The 17,294-nt window shown below is 70.8% G+C and carries 14 protein-coding genes, 1 tRNA gene and 1 other RNA gene; 8 read left to right on the top strand and 8 right to left on the bottom strand.

Annotated elements, in window-relative coordinates; translation table 11 throughout:
- Nucleotides 1–160: 160 nt before the first annotated feature.
- Both NVV95_RS00080 and NVV95_RS00075 read left to right on the top strand, forming a co-directional pair.
- Nucleotides 161–760, top strand: a complete 600-nt coding sequence (locus tag NVV95_RS00080; protein WP_259484512.1) for a hypothetical protein — start codon at nucleotides 161–163, stop codon at nucleotides 758–760.
- A 210-nt stretch (nucleotides 761–970) separates the two neighbouring features.
- Nucleotides 971–1,684, top strand: coding sequence for a DUF4191 domain-containing protein (locus NVV95_RS00075; protein ID WP_259484511.1), 714 nt, complete (start codon nucleotides 971–973; stop codon nucleotides 1,682–1,684).
- A 68-nt stretch (nucleotides 1,685–1,752) separates the two neighbouring features.
- Here NVV95_RS00075 and NVV95_RS00070 read toward each other — a convergent pair whose 3' ends face one another.
- A complete protein-coding gene (locus NVV95_RS00070) occupies nucleotides 1,753–2,169 on the bottom strand; it encodes an RDD family protein (protein ID WP_259484510.1) in 417 nt (138 codons plus the stop codon).
- A 169-nt stretch (nucleotides 2,170–2,338) separates the two neighbouring features.
- On the opposite strand from NVV95_RS00070, the gene glnA reads away from it, so the two are divergent.
- Entirely contained in the window at nucleotides 2,339–3,763 is a 1,425-nt protein-coding gene (gene glnA / locus NVV95_RS00065) for a type I glutamate--ammonia ligase (protein WP_259484509.1), read from the top strand.
- Between the two features lie 118 nt (nucleotides 3,764–3,881).
- Here glnA and NVV95_RS00060 read toward each other — a convergent pair whose 3' ends face one another.
- Both NVV95_RS00060 and NVV95_RS00055 read right to left on the bottom strand, forming a co-directional pair.
- Entirely contained in the window at nucleotides 3,882–6,869 is a 2,988-nt protein-coding gene (locus tag NVV95_RS00060) for a bifunctional [glutamine synthetase] adenylyltransferase/[glutamine synthetase]-adenylyl-L-tyrosine phosphorylase (protein ID WP_259484508.1), read from the bottom strand.
- Between the two features lie 51 nt (nucleotides 6,870–6,920).
- Complete coding sequence (locus NVV95_RS00055) at nucleotides 6,921–8,258, bottom strand: glutamine synthetase family protein (RefSeq protein ID WP_259484507.1); 1,338 nt, start codon at nucleotides 8,256–8,258, stop codon at nucleotides 6,921–6,923.
- Between the two features lie 56 nt (nucleotides 8,259–8,314).
- Between NVV95_RS00055 and NVV95_RS00050 the strand changes: the two genes are divergently transcribed.
- A complete protein-coding gene (locus NVV95_RS00050) occupies nucleotides 8,315–10,051 on the top strand; it encodes an NAD+ synthase (RefSeq protein ID WP_259484506.1) in 1,737 nt (578 codons plus the stop codon).
- Between the two features lie 6 nt (nucleotides 10,052–10,057).
- Here NVV95_RS00050 and NVV95_RS00045 read toward each other — a convergent pair whose 3' ends face one another.
- Nucleotides 10,058–11,992 carry an alpha/beta fold hydrolase gene (locus tag NVV95_RS00045; RefSeq protein ID WP_259484505.1) on the bottom strand — a complete coding sequence of 645 codons (1,935 nt, stop codon included), beginning with the start codon at nucleotides 11,990–11,992 and terminating at the stop codon, nucleotides 10,058–10,060.
- A gap of 97 nt (nucleotides 11,993–12,089) precedes the next feature.
- Between NVV95_RS00045 and panB the strand changes: the two genes are divergently transcribed.
- The 4 genes from panB to rnpB all read left to right on the top strand — a co-directional run bounded on the left by panB (nucleotide 12,090) and on the right by rnpB (nucleotide 14,385).
- Nucleotides 12,090–12,923, top strand: coding sequence for a 3-methyl-2-oxobutanoate hydroxymethyltransferase (gene panB, locus NVV95_RS00040; protein WP_259484504.1), 834 nt, complete (start codon nucleotides 12,090–12,092; stop codon nucleotides 12,921–12,923).
- A gap of 61 nt (nucleotides 12,924–12,984) precedes the next feature.
- A complete protein-coding gene (locus tag NVV95_RS00035) occupies nucleotides 12,985–13,173 on the top strand; it encodes an SPOR domain-containing protein (RefSeq protein WP_259484503.1) in 189 nt (62 codons plus the stop codon).
- A complete protein-coding gene (ppgK, locus tag NVV95_RS00030) occupies nucleotides 13,170–13,949 on the top strand; it encodes a polyphosphate--glucose phosphotransferase (protein ID WP_259484502.1) in 780 nt (259 codons plus the stop codon). Before NVV95_RS00035 ends, ppgK begins: the two co-directional genes overlap by 4 nt.
- A 59-nt stretch (nucleotides 13,950–14,008) precedes the next feature.
- Nucleotides 14,009–14,385, top strand: an RNA gene (gene rnpB, locus NVV95_RS00025) — RNase P RNA component class A.
- A gap of 52 nt (nucleotides 14,386–14,437) precedes the next feature.
- Here the strand turns inward: rnpB and NVV95_RS00020 are convergent.
- The 4 genes from NVV95_RS00020 to NVV95_RS00005 form a co-directional block, all read right to left on the bottom strand.
- Nucleotides 14,438–15,172: a zinc ribbon domain-containing protein gene (locus NVV95_RS00020; protein ID WP_259484501.1), complete on the bottom strand. Its 735-nt coding sequence runs from the start codon at nucleotides 15,170–15,172 to the stop codon at nucleotides 14,438–14,440.
- Nucleotides 15,173–15,257: 85 nt separating this feature from the next.
- Entirely contained in the window at nucleotides 15,258–16,106 is an 849-nt protein-coding gene (locus NVV95_RS00015) for a Nif3-like dinuclear metal center hexameric protein (RefSeq protein ID WP_259484500.1), read from the bottom strand.
- A 39-nt stretch (nucleotides 16,107–16,145) separates the two neighbouring features.
- Entirely contained in the window at nucleotides 16,146–16,988 is an 843-nt protein-coding gene (locus NVV95_RS00010) for an SDR family NAD(P)-dependent oxidoreductase (RefSeq protein WP_259484499.1), read from the bottom strand.
- A gap of 75 nt (nucleotides 16,989–17,063) precedes the next feature.
- Nucleotides 17,064–17,136, bottom strand: a tRNA-Val gene (locus NVV95_RS00005).
- Nucleotides 17,137–17,294 lie beyond the last annotated feature (158 nt).

The raw sequence follows: 17,294 nt of genomic DNA, 5'->3' as shown, positions 1-17,294 counted from the left end.
CCGCCGACCCTGCCCGCCCAGCGCCCGCCGCAGCGCCACCCAGCTCTCGCGCACGGCCAGCGCCGCCGGCTCCAGGGTCTCGACGAACTGCAGTTCGGGCTCCACCGGCGTCTCGGACAGCACCGGCTGCCAGGGATCGCGGCCAGGGCGACCCACGCCCGTGATCTCCGGCGAATCGAGCCCGGGGACGACCGGACGCAGCGGCTCTCCAGGCCCGAGCCCGGAGGCGACCGCCTCCCGCGACACCGTCAGCAGCACACGCAGGTCGGCCGCCCGCGCCGCGTCGAACTCGGCTCGCGAGGCGCCGAGGCCGAGGCCGAGGCCCGGGCCCGGGCCGACGCCGGGCCCGTCGAGCATCACCGCCCGACCGAAGCCGACGACCCCCAGCGCCCCAGAGTCGTCGACCAGCAGTGCGTCCCGCTCCAGCGCCCCGTGCGCGATCCCGATCGCGTGCAGCGACGCCACGACGGCCGCCAACGAGGCGGCGGCGGGTGGTGCCAACGCCGGCGGCGCGACCGGGCGCCCCGCCACCGCCGACATCACCGTGACGGGATCGTCGTGCGCGGTGCGCAGGCAGGCGAGCAGCGTCGGCATGGCCGCGACGGGGCGCCGCGCCAGCACCTCGCACTCCGCGCGGCACGCGGACCGGGCATCCGGAACCCACACCTTCACGATCACCGTCGCCCGGGGGTCGCTCACGGGATGCGCCCGGAAGACGTTCGCCCGCTCCCCCACCGCCACGAGCTCGGTCAGCCGATAGCCGGGAACGAGGTTGCCGGGAACGAGATAGCCGGGCACGAGTGAAGTGGTCATGCGACGAGCCTGCGGGCCTCGGCGGCGCCGCAGACGGTCAGGAGGCGATCTGGGGAGGAACGAACATCCGGGGCGCCCTGTGGAGGAGTCGATACCCGTCGCACGTCCGCAGAGAACGTGGCCCCCGAGGTCGGTGCCAGCACGTATCCTTGGAGTCATGGCACGCAACACCGAGAAGACCCCCAAGAAGCCCAAAGAACCCGGCCGTCTGAAGCAGATGTGGCAGGTCTTCAAGATGACCCGCCGCTACGACTCGCACGCGGTGTGGATCATGGCGCTCGGCTTCGCCCTGCCGGTCGTCGTCGGTGTCGTGCTCGCGCTCCTGCTCGCGGGCGGCAACGTCTTCGGCATCGTTATGTGGATTCTGGCGGGCGTGCTCGCGGGTCTGCTCGCCGCTCTCATCATCCTCGGTCGCCGTGCCGAGCGCGCCGCCTACAAGCAGATCGAGGGGCAGCCCGGTGCCGTGGGCGCGGTGCTCCGCAGCTCGCTCCGCCGCAGCTGGACGGGCAGCGAGATGCCCATCGCCGTCAATGGCAAGACCCAAGACGCGGTCTACCGCGCGGTCGGGCGCGGCGGCGTCGTGCTGATCGGCGAGGGCTCGAAGACCCGCACCACCAAGATGCAGGAGGACGAGCGGCGCAAGGTGCTGCGCATCCTCCCCAACGTGCCCGTCACCTTCATCAACGTCGGCCCCGACGCCGGCACCGTGCCGCTGCACCGTGTGCCGCGCACCCTGGGGAAGATCAAGCCCACGCTCACCAAGCCCGAGGTGCTCGCCGTGTCGAACCGGCTGACGTCGCTGTCGTCGTCGCCGCTGCCCATCCCCAAGGGCATCGACCCGATGCGCATGCGCCCGCAGCGCGGCCGCTAGATAGACGCGCCACCAACGACGCGCCGCCACAGAAGAGCAGAACAGCAGAGAGCGGATGCCCGTCCCGCTCAGCGCCGAATGAGCATCGTCCCCGCGAACACGTCGTGCAGCCCCCGCTGATCCGAGTCCCAGATCACGGCGGGAATCACCAGCACGAGCAGCACGGTGCGCAGGATCGGCCGCCACCGCCCGGCCCAGCTCCCGTCGAGCCGCACGAGTCGCAACCCCAGCAGCAGATGCCCGACGCCGCCGCCCAGCAGGATCAGCAGCACGATCTGCTCGACCATGAAGATCAAGAGGCTCGCCCAGTCGCTGCCGAAGAAGAACGCGAAATAAATCACGTAGCAGAGCGCGAAGTCGATCAGGAGCGCGGCGATCCGACGCCCGGGGCGGGCGATCGAGCCGTGCCCCTCACGGTTCAGGCCGAGTCGCTCCCCGGGCCAGTCGCTCGGGGCTGCCCCACCGGGCGGGGGTGCGGAAGTCATCACCGCACAAGCCTAGGCGGTGCCGGATGGGCGGACGCCGGGGCCCATCCGGGGAAGCCGTAACATCCCGGAAACAATGGCGACACAGTCGGGCAACGGCCTGCCCCTATCCTGACGAGTGGCTGCATCTGTAGCTGTTTCTGTACCAAGCCATTTGGAGATCTCTCACATGTTCAGTGATTCTTCCGAGGTGCTCAAGTTCATCAAGGACACGGATGTCAAGTTCCTCGACATCCGCTTCACGGACCTTCCCGGGGTCCAGCAGCACTTCAACATCCCCGCCTCCACCGTCGACGAGGAGTTCTTCGCCGTCGGTCAGCTCTTCGACGGTTCGTCGATCCGCGGCTTCGCGTCGATCCACGAGTCGGACATGCAGCTCATCCCTGATGTCTCCACGGCTTACATCGACGCCTTCCGCGCCGAGCGCACGCTGATCATCGTCTTCGACATCTACAACCCGCGCAACGGCGAGATCTATTCGCGCGACCCGCGCCAGGTGGCCAAGAAGGCTGAGAAGTACCTCGCCTCGACCGGCATCGCCGACACCGCGTTCTTCGCCCCCGAGGCCGAGTTCTACATCTTCGACGACGTGCGCTACGAGGTGAAGCAGAACTCCAGCTTCTACTCCGTCGACTCCTCCGAGGGTGCCTGGAACTCCGGCCGCGAAGAAGAGGGCGGCAACCTCGGCAACAAGACGCCCTACAAGGGCGGCTACTTCCCCGTCAGCCCGGTCGACCAGCACGCCGACCTGCGCGACGACATCTGCCTCAAGCTGATCGACGCCGGGCTCATCCTCGAGCGCTCGCACCACGAGGTCGGCACCGGCGGCCAGGGCGAGATCAACTACCGCTTCGACACCATGGTGCACGCGGCCGACGACATCCTGAAGTTCAAGTACATCGTGAAGAACACGGCGAACCTCTGGGGCAAGACCGCGACGTTCATGCCGAAGCCCCTCTTCGGCGACAACGGCTCGGGCATGCACACCCACCAGTCGCTGTGGAGCGACGGCAAGCCGCTGTTCTACGACGAGGCCGGCTACGGCGGGCTCAGCGACCTCGCGCGCTGGTACATCGGCGGTCTGCTGAAGCACGCCCCCGCGGTGCTCGCCTTCACGAACCCGACGGTGAACTCCTACCACCGCCTGGTGCCCGGCTTCGAGGCCCCCGTCAACCTGGTCTACTCGGCCGGCAACCGCTCGGCGTCGATCCGCATCCCGATCACGGGCACGAACCCGAAGGCCAAGCGCATCGAGTTCCGTGCGCCCGACGCCTCGGGCAACCCGTACCTCGCGTTCGCCGCGCAGCTGATGGCGGGCCTCGACGGCATCGCCAACCGCATCGAGCCGCACGAGCCCGTCGACAAGGACCTGTACGAGCTTCCCCCCGAGGAGGCGAAGAACATCCCGCAGGTTCCCGCGACCCTCGACGCCGCGCTCGACGCGCTCGAGGCCGACCACGAGTTCCTCACCAAGGGCAACGTCTTCACTCCCGACCTGATCGAGACCTGGATCTCGTACAAGCGCGAGAACGAGATCAAGCCCATCGCCCAGCGCCCGCACCCCTTCGAGTTCGAGCTCTACTACGGCGTGTAAGCACTCCGCACGATGAAGGGCCGCATCCTCTCACGAGGGTGCGGCCCTTCTCGTCGTAGCGGGCGGGCGGATGCGCGTCGGACGCACAGGGAAGAGCCGGTAGACCGGCCCGAACGCCTCACTGCCCGTAGAACAGCCGCTCGAACACCGTGCGCGCCCGCCGCGTCACCCCGAGGTAGTCCTCCTCGAGCTGCGACGCCGAGCCCGGAGGGTACTCCAGCAGCCGCGCCACCCCCTCGAGCGAGCGGCGGTCCGACGGCAGCACGTCGGAGGTCTTGTTGGTCCACAGCGTCATCGCCGAGCGGGCCCGCGAGGCGAACAGCCACGCCTCCCGCAGCTTCCGCGCGTCGTCGTGGTTGATCAGCCCGGCCGACTCCTCGGCGGCGAGGGCGAGCAGCGTCGAGGTCGTGCGCAGCGACGGGACGGGTGAGGCGTGCTGCAGCTGCAGCAGCTGCACGTACCACTCGACGTCGCTGAGCGATCCGCGGCCGAGCTTGAGGTGCCGCGCCGGATCGGCGCCCTGCGGCAGCCGCTCCTTTTCGACGCGGGCCTTGATGCGCTTGACCTCGCGGGCCTCGGTCTCCGACAGCGACGCGGGGTAGCGCACCGTGTCGGCGAGGGCGTGGAAGTCCTCGATCAGCTCGCGGTCGCCCGCCACCCCGTTGGCGCGCAGCAGAGCCTGCGCCTCCCAGGTGAGCGACCAGCGCTCGTAGTAGGTGGCGTACGACGCGAAGGAGCGCACCGCGGGGCCGTTCTTGCCCTCGGGACGCAGGTCGATGTCGAGGTCGAGCGGCAGCCGGGCATCCTCGGTCAGACGCACCAGCTCGTTCACGATGAACTGCGCCACCGACTGGCCGGTCGCGCTGTCGACCCGGCGAGGCCGGTAGACGTAGAGCACGTCGGCGTCGGAGCCGAAGCCGAGCTCGCCGCCCCCGTAGCGCCCCATGCCGATGATCGCGAACTCGATGCCGTCGCCGGTGGCGGGTGCGGCGGACTGCCGGATGACCGCGAGCGTGCCCTCGAGCAGCACGGTCGTCACGTCGGTCAGGCCCTTGCCGAGCTCCTGCACCGTGACCATGCCGAGGATGGAGGCGATCGCGAGCCGCAGCACCTCCCGCCGGCGGGCGGTGCGCAGGGCCATGGCCGCCGCGTCAGGGGTGTCGTGGCGCGCCACGATCGAGCGCATCTCGTCGTCGAGCACCGAGCGGGGGCGGGGTCGCAGCTCCTCGTCGTTCTCGAGCCACGCGGCGGCCTCCGGGATGCGCTCCAGCAGCTCCCCCACGAATCGCGATCCCGAGAGCACCTGGGTCAGTCGCGCGGCCGCTCCCGAGGAGTCGCGGAGCATGCGCAGGAACCAGTAGGTCTCCCCCAGCGTGTCGGACAGGCGGCGGAACGCCAGCAGCCCGTAGTCGGGGTCGGCCCCGTTCGCGAACCACTGCAGCATCACCGGCAGCAGGGTGCGCTGGATCTGCGCCCGCCGCGACACCCCCGTGGTCATGGCGCGGATGTGACCGAGTGCGCCGCCCGGGTTCTGGAAGCCGATGGCCGCGAGCCTGGCCTCGGCCTGCGCGCTGGTCAGTGCCTGCTCGTCGGGCGAGAGCGCAGCGACGGCGGCCAGCAGCGGGCGGTAGAAGAGCCGTTCGTGCAGGCTCCGCACGCGCACCTTGATGGCGGTCCAGCGGGTGACGAGGTCGGCCGCGCTGCCGGCGAGCCCGGTGCCGCGGGCGAGCACGCGCTGCTCCGACTCGTCGCGCGGCATCAGGTGGGTGCGGCTGAGCTGGCGCAGCTGCAGGCGGTGCTCGAGCAGCCGCAGGATGCGGTAGTCCTGCCCGAACTCCACCGCCTCGACGCGGCCGATGTAGCCGGCGTCGGCGAGGGCGGCGAGGGCGGGCAGGGTTCCCCGCTGGCGCACCGTCTCGTCGGTCTGGCCGTGCACGAGCTGCAGCAGCTGCACGGTGAACTCGATGTCGCGAAGGCCCCCGGGCCCGAGCTTCAGCTGGTACTCGACGTCGTCGTTCTTGATGTGCTCGGTGACCCGCTCGCGCATGCGCTGCACCGACTCGACGAAGTTCTCACGGGACGCGCTCGACCAGACCTGGGGCGCCACGAGCCGGGTGTACTCCTCGCCGAGTGCGAGGTCACCGGCGAGCGGGCGCGCCTTCAGCAGCGCCTGGAACTCCCAGTTCTTCGCCCACCGGTCGTAGTAGGCCGCGTGCGACTCGAGCGAGCGGACCAGCGCGCCGGCCTTGCCTTCGGGGCGCAGGTTGGGGTCGACCTCCCAGAGCCCGGGCTCCAGACCGGATTCGCCGATGCCGCGCATGGTCACCATCGCCAGACGGGTCGCGATCTCCATGGCGCTCGAGGTGGGCAGGTCTCCCGAGCCCTCGCCCACGAAGATGACGTCGACGTCGCTGACGTAGTTCAGCTCGCCAGCGCCCGCCTTGCCCATGCCGATGATCGCGAGCCGGGTCGCCCGTACGTCGTCGACCGGAAAGTGCCAGAGTCCGTTGCCCTTCGTCGAGAGCTGGCTGCGGGCGACGGCCAGAGCGGCCTCGAGCGCTCCGGCGGCGAGGTCGGCGAGGGCGGCGGCCACGTCGGGCAGCCCGGTCACGGGGTCGCGCTGCTCGAGGTCATAGGCCGTCACCAGCGCGAGCAGCACGCGGTAGCGCACCCGGAGCGCCGTCCACGCGTCCTCCCCGACGACTGCCGAGAAGCCGTCGACGGCACCGACCGACTCGAGCAGCGACCGCTTGGCCTCCTCGGCGTCGGGCAGCCGCAGCTCGTCGACGTCGAGCGCCGCGAGCTCGCGCGGGTGCCGGGTGAAGAAGTCGGTGAGACCGGCGGATGCCCCGAACACGCGGATCACGCGGGCGCGCAGCCGAGCATCCGCGAACGCCGACTGCAGCACGGCGGGCGAGCGCAGACCGAAGCGCCGCACCCCCTCGAGCGCCTGATCGGGGTCGGCCGCCGCCTGGAACGCGGACAGCAGCTCCTCGACCGGCACCGAGCTCGCCTCGGCGAGGGCGGGCAGCTCCTCGGCCGCCCAGCTCAGTCGGGCGAAGCCGATGCGCGCCAGATCGGTGAGCGCTGTCTTGGAACGGGGCATCGGACGCATCTCAGCGGAGCCGCCGCCCGGCACGGGGCCGGGCGGCCGGGCTCACAGGATCTCGAGGTTGGACTGCAGCTCGTAGGGGGTGACCTGGGCGCGGTACGCCTTCCACTCCTGCCGCTTGTTCAGCAGCACGTAGTTGAAGACCTGCTCGCCGAGGGTCTCGGCGACGAGCTCCGACTCCTCCATCAGGCTGATCGCGCGGTCGAGCGAGGCCGGCAGTGCGTCGTAGCCGAGGGCCTTGCGCTCCGCGTCGGTGAGGCTCCACACGTTGTCCTCGGCCTCGGGCGGCAGCTCGTAGCCCTCTTCGATGCCCCTGAGCCCCGCGGCGAGGAGCAGCGAGTAGGCGAGGTACGGGTTCGCCGCCGAGTCGATCGCGCGGTACTCGATGCGCGACGACTGGCCCTTGTTGGGCTTGTACAGCGGCACGCGCACGAGCGCCGAGCGGTTGTTGTGACCCCAGCAGACGAAGCTCGGGGCCTCGTCGCCGCCCCAGAGCCGCTTGTAGGAGTTGACGAACTGGTTCGTCACCGCGGTGATCTCGGGGGCGTGCTTCAGCAGACCGGCGATGAAGTTGCGGCCGATCTTCGACAGCTGGTACTCGGCGCCCTGCTCGTAGAAGGCGTTCGCGTCGCCCTCGAACAGCGACAGGTGCGTGTGCATGCCCGATCCCGGATGCCCGGACAGCGGCTTCGGCATGAAGGTCGCGTACACGCCCTGCTCGATCGCCACCTCCTTGATGACGGTGCGGAAGGTCATGATGTTGTCGGCCGTGGTGAGCGCGTCGGCGTACCGGAGGTCGATCTCGTTCTGGCCCGGGCCCGCCTCGTGGTGGCTGAACTCCACCGAGATGCCGAGGTCTTCGAGCATCCGAACCGAACGGCGACGGAAGTCGTGCGCGGTGCCGCCTGGCACGTTGTCGAAGTAGCCCGCTGAGTCGACCGGCTCGGGCCCGTCGGGGCCGTACTGCGACGACTTCAGCAGGTAGAACTCGATCTCGGGGTGCGTGTAGAACGTGAAGCCGCGGTCGGCCGCCTTCGCCAGCGTGCGCTTGAGCACGTTGCGCGGGTCGGCGACGGCGGGCTGGCCGTCGGGCGTCGTGATGTCGCAGAACATGCGGGCGGTGGGGTCGATCTCGCCCCGCCAGGGCAGGATCTGGAACGTCGTGGGGTCGGGATGCGCGAGCACGTCGGCCTCGAACGACCGGGTCAGGCCCTCGATCGCGGAGCCGTCGAAACCGAGGCCCTCGGCGAACGCGCCCTCGACCTCGGCCGGGGCGATGGCGACGGATTTCAGGGTGCCGACCACGTCGGTGAACCAGAGTCGAACGAACTTGATGCCCCGCTCTTCAATGGTTCGAAGAACGAAGTCCCGTTGCTTATCCATCTGGCGAACAGACCCTCTCTCCGGCACTAGCGCATGCCCCTATTAGGCTAGTGGCTATGCCGAGACTTCGCTTAGCGTTGGCCCAGACGAACCCCGTGCTGGGAGACCTCGAGGGGAACTCCCGAGAGATCATCCGCCTGACCCGGGAGGCGGCCGCGGCCGGCAGCGACCTCGTCGCGTTCGGCGAGATGGCGATCTCGGGGTACCCCATCGAAGACCTCGCGCTGCGGCCGAGCTTCCTGGGCGCGGCGCACGAGCGCGTGCACCACCTCGCGAAGGAGCTGGCCGAGGCCGGCCTCGGCGACGTGCCCGTGATCGTCGGCCACCCCGACGGGCCGTTCGAGCCGCGCCTGCTCGGCACGTCGAACGCCCCCACCGCCATCGCCCAGAACGCGGCCAGCGTGCTGCAGGGCGGGCGTGTCGTGGCGCGCTACGCCAAGCACCACCTGCCGAACTACTCGGTTTTCGACGAGTACCGCATCTTCATCCCGGGCGACGAGCTGCTGGTCATCCGCATGAAGGGCGTCGACGTGGCCCTGCTCATCTGCGAAGACCTCTGGCGCGACGGCGGGCCGGTCGGCCGGGTGCTCAGCGCCGACGCCGGGCTGCTCGTCGTGATCAACGGTTCGCCCTACGAGCGCGACAAAGACGAGGTGCGCCTGCCGCTCGTCACCCGCCGCGCCACCGAGACCGACACGATCGTCGCCTACGTCAACCTCGTGGGCGGTCAGGACGACCTCGTCTTCGACGGCGACAGCGTCGTGGTCGACCGCGACGGCGGCATCCTGGCCCGGGCTCCCCAGTTCCGCGAGCACCTGCTCGTCGTCGACCTCGAGCCCGAGGCCGCCACCGACGCCCAGCTGCCCGACGACGTGCGCCGCATCGAGCTCTCCCCCGGCGCCGTCGAGGCCGAGAAGCCGGCGATCGCCGCCGACGTGGCCGCGCTTCCGGATGATCGGCAGCAGATCTGGAACGCGATCGTGCTGGGCCTCCGCGACTATGTCGAGAAGAACCGCTTTCCGTCGGTCATCCTCGGCCTCTCCGGAGGCATCGACTCCGCCGTCTGCGCCGCCCTCGCGGCCGACGCCATCGGAGCCGACCGGGTGTTCGGCGTCTCGATGCCCTCCCGCTGGTCGTCCGACCACTCGCGCTCCGACGCCGACGACCTCGCCGAGCGGCTAGGGCTGCACTACCGCACCGAGGCGATCGCCGACCTCGTCATCCCGTTCGAGAACCAGCTGGGGCTCACCGACATCGCCGCCGAGAACTTGCAGGCGCGCACCCGCGGCGTCATCCTGATGGGGCTGTCGAACCAGGAGGGGCACCTCGTGCTCACCACGGGGAACAAGAGCGAGCTGGCGGTCGGCTACTCGACCATCTACGGCGATTCGGTGGGCGGCTTCGCCCCGCTGAAAGACGTTCCGAAGATGCTCGTCTGGGAGCTGGCCCGGTGGCGCAACGCGCACGCCGAGGCGCTCGGCGAGACCCCGCCGATTCCCGAGAACTCCATCTCGAAGCCGCCGTCGGCCGAGCTGCGCCCCGGGCAGACCGACCAGGACTCGCTGCCCGACTACGAGGTGCTCGACGCCATCCTCGAGGCCTACATCAACGGCGGCCTCAGCATCGCCGACATCGTCGGCCTGGGCTTCGACGAGGCGACGGTGCAGCGCATCACGACGCTCGTTGACCGGGCCGAGTGGAAGCGCCGGCAGAGCGCCATCGGCCCGAAGATCTCGCGCACGGCCTTCGGCCGCGACCGGCGCCTGCCGATCACGTACCGGCCGGCTCTCTAGCCGGGGTCAGCTGGGAAGAACCGCCACCCAGACGAACCAGACGATCATCCCGAGCCAGACGATGGTGGCCGCCGCCGCCAGGCTCGCCGCCGCCCGGCCGCCGAGGCGCCAGACCGGGATGATGCCGAGGAAGCCGACCCCGAGCAGGATGCCGAGCCACGGGGTGACCGTCGGCACGCCCACCAGGGTGAACGCGGGGCTCGACGCCAGCGCCGACGAGACCGTCACCCAGAGCGCCGCGAGGAACGCCACGCCCGTGACCGGCGCGATGCCGGTGGCGATCAGCAGGCCGATCGACTCCCGGCGCAGCGCCTGCACGATCACGGTGATGAGCCAGCCGAGGAACCACAGCCCGGCGAAGCCGCCGAAGATAAGCGGGATGGTCAGCTGGAAGGGCTCCTGGCGCTCGACGGCCGTGACGACCGAGTCGAAGCGCGAGGTCGGATGCACGTCGTCGGCCGAGATGGCGGGGTTCGCCTCGGCGAGATCGGAGCAGGTCGTCTCGACCGGGGTGCCGGGCTGGCCCAGCCAGGCGGCCAGCTGGTCCATGCCGCACGGGTCGGCGATCACGCCGGCCCGCCCCGCACCCTGCAGGGTCACCACCTGGCTGTTCGGGAACGAGCTCGTGCCGCTCTGCACGACGGCGAGCGGGATGAGCGGGTCGGTGTCGCTGCCGAAGATCAGCGCCGGCTGCTGCTGGGGCACGATCGTGCGGGTCTCCCCCGCGGATGCCGACAGCCCGAGCGGCCCGCAGAGCTGGTCGGCGGCCGTCAGGTAGGTGAGCACCGGCTTCGGCGTCGGCTCCTCGTCGGAGCCCTCCGCGACCGGCTCGAGCGGGTCGGGCGACCAGAACGGCTGCTCGTCGCGGCAGGCCTCCACCCAGTACTGGGCGAGGCTCGTGCGGGAGAGGTTCATCAGCACCGGATCGACGATCGTGTTGAGCGCGTCGGTCTTGCCGTCGGCGAGTCGCTGCAGCAGGTAGGGCACGGCGGCGGCCGTCTCGGGGTCGTAGAGGGCCTGCTGCACGATGGTGACCGCGTCGGACCCGGTCAGCGAGTAGTACCGCTGCCGGTTCGTGAACGGGTTGGTCAGCAGGCCGTTCACCGGCTCGTCGCTGAACAGCGCCGCGGTGTCGGCGAGATCGGTGTTCAGATCGGCGTACTCCCCGCCGCTGCGCTCGGACAGGGTGCGCAGCGCGTTCTCGAGGGCCGCGTAGGCGTCGCCCTTGATGTCGCGGTCGATCGGGCTGAACGCGTTCAGCACCACGGCGTCCACGCCGGCGGTGTCGGTCATCGCGACCGACTGCATCACCTTCGTCGACCACGAGTCGCCGAACAGCGTCCAGGTCGGGTAGGCCAGCACCGAGCGCAGCTCCACCAGGTCGGCCGCGGTGTCGGTGCGGGTGTAGGCGGAGACATTGCCGCCCTGTTCGGCGAAGGCCGTCAGGCACTCCTTCAGCTCCGCGGCCACCGTCGTCATCTCGGCCGCCGGGCTGGAGTCGTCGGTGAACGTGTCGACGTAGGCGGCCGAGGCGGCCGGGCAGTCCAGCGGTGCGCTCGACTCGAGGCTGCCGCGCTGCGCGAGGGCGACGATGTCACGGCCACCGCCGATGCGCGGGTCGGCCGCCAGGGCCTCGGCGATGGCGGTGGAGCTCTGGCCGGGGCCGCCCGCCATCGTGACGACGGGGGTGCCGGTCGGCGGCTGGGTCTCGGCCGGGATGACCACGTACGGCAGGTCGATCGCCCGGCTCGCCGGGTCGCCGCGGGTCTCGGGCACGGTCAGCGTGCCGCAGACGGCGCGGTCGGGGAGGCCGTCCTCGCAGCTGCGCTCGGCGATCGTCGCGGCCTGGGCGGCCGGCGGCTGACCGAGCACCGGCCCCGAGAGGATGAAGGCGGCCAGAACGGCGGCCGCCGCGATCGGAACGGTGATTCGACGGCCCACGTCTCCCCTTCGGCCAGGTGCAGGATCACGCATTCGGGATACGTGTCCCTCAACCTAACGCATCCGTCCGCCGAACCCGCGGAACTAGACTGATGACATGCCAGAGCAGACGACGCCGTCGGAGAAGCCCGTTGCGAAGCGGGTGCGCACCCGCCACTTCCAGACGGCGAAGGACTCGGGCATCCGCATCACCGGGCTGACCAGCTACGACATGCTCTCGGCGCAGATCTTCGACGAGGCGGGCATCGACTTCCTGCTGGTCGGCGACTCGGCGGGCAACAACGTGCTCGGCTACGACACCACCGTGCCCGTCACGGTCGACGAGCTCATCCCGCTCGCCCGGGGTGTGGCGGGCGCCGTCTCCCGGGCCTTCGTCGTGGCCGACATGCCGTTCGGGTCCTACGAGAACAGCGCCGAGGAGGCCCTGCACACCGCGGTGCGCTTCATGAAGGAGTCCCGTGCCCACGCCGTGAAGCTCGAGGGCGGGGTGCGCAGCGCCGACAAGATCCGCCGCATCGTCGACGCGGGCATCCCGGTGATGGCGCACATCGGCTTCACCCCGCAGAGCGAGCACGGCCTGGGCGGCCACATCATCCAGGGCCGGGGCGAGGGCGAGGCGGCCCTGATAGACGACGCGCTGGCGGTCGAGGAGGCCGGGGCGTTCGCCGTGGTGCTCGAGATGGTGCCGGCCGAGGCCGCCCGTCGCGTCACCGAGCGGCTGCGCATCCCCACCATCGGTGTCGGCGCCGGCCCCCACGTCGACGGCCAGCTGCTCGTCTGGACCGACTTCGCCGGCTTCTCGACCGGCCGCGTGCCGAAGTTCGTCAAGCAGTACGCCGACCTGCGGGGTGCGCTGACGGAGGCGGTGACCGCGTTCCGCGGCGACGTCGCCGAGGGCGCCTACCCGGGCCCCGAGCACAGCTACGAATAAACTCCCCCTGACACAGCTGGACACTGACGCACAGCTGGACACCGAGCCCACGGAGGACACGATGAGCGACGACCCGTCGACGCAGTACTGGTACAACATGAAGACCGGCCAGGTCGAGAAGGGCTACGAGTCCTCGGTCGTCGACCGCGTCGGGCCGTTCGAGACCCACGAAGAGGCCGAGCACGCGCTCGAGACCCTCCGCGCGAACAGCGCCAAGTGGGCCGAGGACGACGCGAACGAGAACCGGTGACCGCGAACACCCCCGACACCGTCGCCGTCGGTATCGACATCGGCGGAACCGGCATCAAGGGCGCCATCGTCGACGTGACGACGGGCGAGCTGCTCACCGACCGCAAAAAGTTCGCCACCCCTGAGGGCGGCAAGCCCGACGACATCGCCAAGACGGTCACCGACCTGATGGAGTCGCTCGGCGATATTCCGGCGTCGGCCACCGTGGGCATCTGCTTCCCGGCCGTCGTGCGCCACGGCGTCACGATGTCGGCGGCGAACGTGTCGAAGAAGTGGATCGGCTTCGAGGCCGAGAAGCTGTTCGAGAAGACGCTCGGCCGCGACATCACCTTCGTCAACGACGCCGATGCCGCGGGCTTCGCGGAGGTGCGCTACGGCGCGGCGAAGGGCAAGAGCGGGCTGATCATCCTGACCACCCTCGGCACCGGCATCGGCACCGCGCTGATCTACAACGGCGTGCTCACCCCGAACGCCGAGCTCGGCCACCTCGAGATCGGCGGCGTGGACTACGAGACGAGGGCCGCGTACTCGGCCAAGGAGCGCGAGGACCTCAGCTGGAAGAAGTGGGCCGAGCGCCTGCAGGTCTACTACGAGCGCCTCGAGGCCCTGTTCTCCCCCGACGGCTTCATCGTGGGCGGCGGCGTCTCGAAGCACCACGAGGAGTTCCTGCCGCTGCTGAAGCTCGACACGCCGATCGTTCCGGCAACGCTGCGCAACAACGCGGGCATCCTGGGCGCGGCCAGCCTGTCGACGATGCGCACGACCTTCCTGGAGTAGGACCTCCTCCTTCCTGGAGTACGACGCCTCCGGGCGGGCGGCTACACTCGAGAGCGTGAATGGGCCGGCAGACGGTCGCGTCGCCGCGTCGGGCCTCCGGTCCGGCACGGCGCCGAGGAACGTCCGGGCTCCACAGAGCAGGGCGGTGGGTAACACCCACCCGGGGCAACCCGCGAGAAAGTGCCACAGAAAGCAGACCGCCACGGGCTCCGGCCCGCGGTAAGGGTGAAACGGTGGCGTAAGAGACCACCAGCGGCCGTGGTGACACGGTCGGCTCGGTAAACCTCGCCCGGAGCAAGGTCAGACAGGAAGCGTTGAGGCTGCTCGCGGAGCTTCCGGGTAGACCGCTCGAGGGCTGCGGTGACGCAGCTCCTAGATAGATGGCCGTCAGGGAGCGTGCTCCCTACAGAACCCGGCGTATCGCCGGCCCATTCACCTCAGACCGGCGGGTGACCTCCGCCGGGCATCCGGTGCTCGTCGAGCTCGGCCTACAGCCCCGACTCGTCGGTGCGCACCAGGATGCACGTGCTCTCGGGATCGAGCACGACGTCGTCGGGTGCGGCAGCCCGGATCGCGGCCAGATCGGTGCCGGTCAGCTCGACGTTGCTGCCGAGCGAGACCCGGCGCTGCAGCAGGGCCGCACCGACGCCGTAGCGCTCGCGGAGCTTCTGGTACAGCGCGAGCAGTTCGGGCAGGATGCCTCCGGCCACCGCGTCGCGCTCCGAGCGCGCGATCTCGAGCTGCTTCAGGATGCGCTGCTTCTGCTCGTCGCGGGCGCCGGCGAGCATCCGCTCCTCGGTCGCGATGTCGTCGCGGCGGGCGGTGATGGCGGAGAGCCGCACCTCGATCTCCTCGACGCGCTCCATCACCTCGAGCTCGGTGTCCTCGAGGGTCAGGCGGCGGATGCGCAGCGACTCCAGTTCGCGCTCGAGGCCCTGGATATCCTTCGAGGACGAGGTCGCCTGCAGGCGCTCGTTGTCGCGCTTCTCGCGGGCCGTGACGGTGTGGATGTCGGCCTCGACGCGGCTGATCTCGTTCTGGGCGCTCTCGAGCTCACCGCTGACCGAGGCGTACTCGGCGCGGGCGGCGGCGGAGTCGCGCTGCAGCTCGGCGAGGCGCTTCTCCTGCGGCAGGGTGCGCAGCGCGTGCTCGAGCTGGGCCACCTGGTTGTCGGCGGCCTGGAGGTCGAGGAGCTTGAGCTGTTCGGCGGCGGGAGCCTTCATCGGGTGTCCTTCGCGGATCGTCTGGGGTCTGTGGTTCGTCTGGGGTCTGTGGTTCGTCTGGGGCCCGTGGTCGGGAGGGTGGCGGTCACTGGGTGACCACGAAGTCCCACGGGTCGGTGCGCAGTTCGCTCACAGCGAACTCGACGTCGGGCAGCGCCTTGGCGAGCTGTGCCGCGGCCGTCTCGAGCCAGAGCCACTCGCTGGCCCAGTGCGAGACGTCGACGAGGGCGGGCCCGGTACCGGCGCCGCTGCCGCTGCCGCTGCCGCTGCCGCTCAGCGTCTGCTCGCGGGACTCGGAGGCCGGGTGGTGCCGCAGGTCGGAGGTGATGTAGACGTCTGAGGCACGCACGGCCGGATCGCCGAGCAGCGAGTCGCCCGCTCCCCCGCAGAGGGAGACGGTCGACACGGGCTGGTCGTAGTCGCCCGCGACCCGCACACCCGTGGCCGTCGCGGGAAGCACGTCGCCGAGGGCTAACGCCAGGCGGCCGAGGGTGGTGGGTTCGGGCATCCGCCCCACCCGGCCGAGACCGGTGCCCGCACGCGCGCCGTCGACGATGGGCACGACGTCGACCAGGCCGAGCTTGGTGGCGATGACGGCCGAGGTGCCGTCGTCGACGATGTCGGCGTTGGTGTGGGCGGCGATGAGACCGCAGCGCGCTCGGATCAGCCGCGCGAGGAGGGCGCCCTTGTAGCCCGTCTCGGCGACGGTCGTGACGCCGCGGAGCAGCAGCGGGTGGTGCACGAGCAGCGCATCGGCCTTCGTCTCGAGCGCCTCGTCGACGGTGTCGGACACGGCGTCGACCGCGAGCAGCACGCGCCGCACCTCGTCGCCCGGGGCGCCGCTGATCAGGCCGGGTGCGTCCCAGCCCTCGGCGAACTCGGTGGGCCACAGCCGTTCGACGGCGGCGTTCAGATCGGCAAGCGTGGTCGGCACGTCTGCGAGTCTACCGGGGCGCTCTGCGCCGCCCCGTGTCTAGCCGATCGGCAGGCCGACCAGCGCGGCCGACCGCTCCCAGAGCTCCCGGGCGACGTCGGCGTCGTCGGCCTGCCTGGCAGTGCGCCCGCCGGCCCTCAGCCCGTCGAAGTAGGTGCCGCTCGGCGCGGGCACCGGCCCGTCGGAGACCAGCGCGTCGAGCGGTGCGGCGCCGGCCTCGGGCGTGGTGCCCCAGTGCCCGCCGGTGAGCGCCGTACCCACCCTGATGAGCATCGAGCCGCTGCCGAACGACGTGACCACGGCCCCCGGATGCACGCTGAACGCCTGCACGGCGCTCTCGCGCCGCGCCAGCTCCTTCGCCGTCAGCACCACCGCCAGCTTCGCGGTGCAGTACGGCAGCCAGCCGCCGAGCCACGGCCGCCGCCGCCCCTCCAGGTCGTCGAAGCGGATGCGCCCCCACCGGTTCGCGGCACTCGCCGTCGCGACGACCCGGGCGTCGCGCCCCTCGGCGGCGGCCCTCCGCAGCGCCGGCAGCATCAGGCGCGTCAGCAGGTAGGGCGCGAGGTGATTCACCTGGAAGCCGAGGTCGTGGCCGTCGACGGTCACCCCGCGCTTCGAGACGAGCCCGCCGGCGTTGGCGAGCAGCACGTCGATCTGCGCGTACCGGGCGGTGAGCGCTTCTGCGAGCCCCCGCACCTCGTCGAGCCGCGCGAAGTCGGCGACGAACGACTCGCCGCCCACCCTCGCGGCTACGCTCCGCGTGCGCCCGGCATCCCGCCCCACGACGGCGACGCGGTCGCCCCGCGCGGCGGCCTTCTCGGCCACGACGGCCCCGATCCCCGAACTCGCCCCGCTCACGACGACGACCCGCTCCGCACCCATCCCCCCACCCTCCCACTCCGGTGCAGCGGACGGGACGGCGGGTGGCGCTCGACCGGGCGGGCGGCGCCGCCTCTGTGGGCCCTACCGGGCTCGAACCGATGACATCCACGGTGTAAACGTGGCGCTCTACCAACTGAGCTAAAGGCCCCTGCGCGCGTGGGCAGGCACGAACAGCTTAGCGGGCGGCGGCCAGGGCGCGCGCGGCGACGGTACCAGGGCGGGCACGGTGGCGGCCGGCACGCGCGGAGGCGGGCGCGGTGGCGGCCGGCACGCGCGGAGGCGGGCGCGGTGAAGTCGGAGGCCAAG

The organism is Herbiconiux gentiana (assembly GCF_024978135.1).
Taxonomy (GTDB): Bacteria; Actinomycetota; Actinomycetes; order Actinomycetales; family Microbacteriaceae; genus Herbiconiux; species Herbiconiux gentiana.
The sequence above is the reverse complement of the archived record's forward strand: the minus strand, read 5'-3'. Positions and strand labels throughout refer to the sequence as shown.

What these genes read in the sequence shown, in the direction of transcription:
- NVV95_RS00075 (WP_259484511.1), top strand. Translation starts at nt 971, where the DNA reads ATGGCACGCAACACCGAGAAGACCCCCAAGAAGCCCAAAGAACCCGGC.
- NVV95_RS00070 (WP_259484510.1), bottom strand. Translation starts at nt 2,169, where the DNA reads ATGACTTCCGCACCCCCGCCCGGTGGGGCAGCCCCGAGCGACTGGCCC.
- glnA (WP_259484509.1), top strand. Translation starts at nt 2,339, where the DNA reads ATGTTCAGTGATTCTTCCGAGGTGCTCAAGTTCATCAAGGACACGGAT.
- NVV95_RS00060 (WP_259484508.1), bottom strand. Translation starts at nt 6,869, where the DNA reads ATGCCCCGTTCCAAGACAGCGCTCACCGATCTGGCGCGCATCGGCTTC.
- NVV95_RS00055 (WP_259484507.1), bottom strand. Translation starts at nt 8,258, where the DNA reads ATGGATAAGCAACGGGACTTCGTTCTTCGAACCATTGAAGAGCGGGGC.
- NVV95_RS00050 (WP_259484506.1), top strand. Translation starts at nt 8,315, where the DNA reads ATGCCGAGACTTCGCTTAGCGTTGGCCCAGACGAACCCCGTGCTGGGA.
- panB (WP_259484504.1), top strand. Translation starts at nt 12,090, where the DNA reads ATGCCAGAGCAGACGACGCCGTCGGAGAAGCCCGTTGCGAAGCGGGTG.
- NVV95_RS00035 (WP_259484503.1), top strand. Translation starts at nt 12,985, where the DNA reads ATGAGCGACGACCCGTCGACGCAGTACTGGTACAACATGAAGACCGGC.
- NVV95_RS00020 (WP_259484501.1), bottom strand. Translation starts at nt 15,172, where the DNA reads ATGAAGGCTCCCGCCGCCGAACAGCTCAAGCTCCTCGACCTCCAGGCC.
- NVV95_RS00010 (WP_259484499.1), bottom strand. Translation starts at nt 16,988, where the DNA reads ATGGGTGCGGAGCGGGTCGTCGTCGTGAGCGGGGCGAGTTCGGGGATC.